This is a genomic window from Liquorilactobacillus mali KCTC 3596 = DSM 20444 (assembly GCF_000260415.1).
GTDB lineage: Bacteria > Bacillota > Bacilli > Lactobacillales > Lactobacillaceae > Liquorilactobacillus > Liquorilactobacillus mali.
This window is the reverse complement of record NZ_BACP01000079.1, coordinates 1-2393: the sequence shown is the minus strand read 5'-3', so window position 1 is coordinate 2393 and position 2393 is coordinate 1. Positions and strand designations below refer to the sequence as shown.

General features: G+C 35.8%; 3 protein-coding genes. All 3 read right to left on the bottom strand.

Annotated elements, in window-relative coordinates; translation table 11 throughout:
* Positions 1 to 223: 223 nt before the first annotated feature.
* Genes GSM_RS14455 through GSM_RS13495 form a run of 3 tightly spaced genes read right to left on the bottom strand, consistent with a single transcriptional unit; the run spans position 224 to position 2295 of the window.
* Positions 224 to 1420, bottom strand: coding sequence for a GH25 family lysozyme (locus tag GSM_RS14455; protein ID WP_010078412.1), 1197 nt, complete (start codon positions 1418 to 1420; stop codon positions 224 to 226).
* A gap of 9 nt (positions 1421 to 1429) precedes the next feature.
* Positions 1430 to 1894, bottom strand: coding sequence for a phage holin, LLH family (locus GSM_RS13500; RefSeq protein ID WP_003691378.1), 465 nt, complete (start codon positions 1892 to 1894; stop codon positions 1430 to 1432).
* Positions 1895 to 1896: 2 nt separating this feature from the next.
* The gene (locus GSM_RS13495; protein WP_003691376.1) at positions 1897 to 2295 is read right to left on the bottom strand and encodes a hypothetical protein; all 399 of its coding nucleotides are present in this window, start codon (positions 2293 to 2295) and stop codon (positions 1897 to 1899) included.
* Between the last annotated feature and the right edge of the window lie 98 nt (positions 2296 to 2393).

Sequence of the window (2393 nt, the reverse complement as noted above, 5' to 3'; positions counted from 1 at the left end):
ACATTTCGATATAGTTATATAGATATCGTTGTCAATTAAAAAATATGATTGTTATATTTAATAGGAAGACTTTTTATTTGTAAACAAAAAAATAGCCCCACTTCCAATTGAGGAAGCAGGGCTTTAATATATGGTCCAACTTGCGTATCTGAAACAGATTAGCATTTTAGAATACGAACAATATTCGATTTTAAGGATCCTGAATGTTTGTAGTTAGAATGGTTTAATACCTTTGTTGATGCATGTTTGAATATACTTGACTGTAAAACCACCACGAGTTAGCACTCTGTAATCCTAAAGTTGTTTCAGTTGATACATATGGATTATTAGTTATCCATACTCCGTCAACCGTCAAGCCACTGCTTTTAGAAGTTCCAACAGTAGTAGTTGTTCCTGAAGTTGTCGATACAACCACTTTTCCAGTACTTAAAATTTCAGCATTAGACTTATCAATCCAGCTTAGAATACCTGAAAGAAGTATTTTACTACCACTAATTTGTTGAACAGTATAAGAATTGCCTTTTACCCAACTAGGAATTGTGGCTCCATTGCTCCATTTAGTTGCAGAATAATTAACTTTAACTACATATCCTACTTTAATGTCTGATTTTGGAGTGTTATTGGCAACTTGTCCAGCTTTAATGGCAGTAGTAGTTGAATCAGTCTTTACTGTAGTAGCTCCTGTGTTGGAAGCTGTTGTAGTTCCATTATAGCCATTTCCTGTAACACCAGTTATATCAATATCGCCATCTACACCACTAGAATTAGTACCATAGTTATCAGCAAATTGCCACATACCTACATTTGGGAATGATGGAAAATAGTTGAAATCAGCAGTTAATTGACGTGATGTTGTCTTGTAACTGGCAATCCATACATATTGGTCACCATAGGTGCTAGCTAATTCATTAGTATTAACATATAAGTTTGCATATGGCTTATATGAGTAGAACATTGGAGTATAGCCAGCAGCTTTAATCATGCTCATGGCTAGTTCGATATTAGCTGTATTAGCCTCTTTGTCACTAGTTGCGCCACTTTCATAATCAACGGCTACAATAGAATTCTTAGGAGTTTGCATTTTGCTTAGCATATCGCCAACATATTGCTTAGTTCTATCTTGATTAGATCCATCAGCTAGATATATATATGAATGTGCTCTCCGACCTTGTGCAATGGTATATTGAACCTGTGTAGCATATGTTGACTGATACTTAACACTAGTATTATAAATACCACCGATTTGAATGATATTAAACTTGGTACTAGCACTGCCCAGGTTTCCTAAAGTTCCTTGATAATATGAATTATCAACCCCATAATCTCCTTTAGTAGACGTGCTTGCATTAGCATTTAATGCAATAAAAAAAGGAGCAATCAGTGAAATTACTCCTAACAATATTTTATTTTTGAGTTTCATAGTAACCTCCTATTTGCTTAACTCTGTAACTTTCGTTTGAGCGTCTGTTACAGCTTTTTGTGCAGCAGCTAAATTGTCCTGTGCTGTTTTAAGCTCTGCTGCTTTATCTACTGCAGTTGCTTGTTCCTCAGTCAACTGTGTGTATTGATCTAATGTGCCATCTTTCTTTAAAGCAGCATATTGTGTCTCAATAGCATTTGCAATTGTATCAACATCTGCTTTAAGATTTAATTTGCTCAAAGCATCTTCTAGAAATTGAACAGCCTTGCTCTTTTTTAGCTCTCCCTCGAGGTATTGAGTAACACCCAACTTTTGAGCTGCGATAACTGCATCTTTTGCCAATGGAGATAACACACTAACTAATGTGACTGCTACCTTATTGCTTTTAAGAAACTTTGCAACATATGCTCCAACGACTGGAACACAAACAACTGCTAATGACGTTACCAATTCTGCAATATTTTGTACATTCATAACTATTCTTCCTCCTTGATTGCTAGTTCCTTTACCCTGTCATATAAAATTTCTCCTGTGCCATTGCCTCCCAATGCTTTATAACTTGAGAATATGTACTCTAAGTCATTTAGCTGCCCAGCAGTGACATAATCATGTTTAAGATACTCAGTGCAATTTGCATAAATTTCGTGGTGTAGCATAGCAACAACACCAGCTTTTAATAATGTATCTGACTGATGTAGCCCTTTTATTTCATCATTCTGAACCTGTTCAATCTTTGCTGCAGCCTCTTTCTGCATTGCCTTCTTATGTTTCAAGTAAGATCCCCACTTTTTAATTGCACCAAATAAAAGACCAATCACACCAATCTGGCTTAATATTCTAACAACCTGTTCAACTGTGTCCAAATTTACATTCATCTCACACCCCTAATTTGCCAACCGCCCACCCCATTTTTTGTAAAAAAATAAACCTAACTGTTTAGCGAATCAGCTGAATTGCCAAAGCTTCTACCATC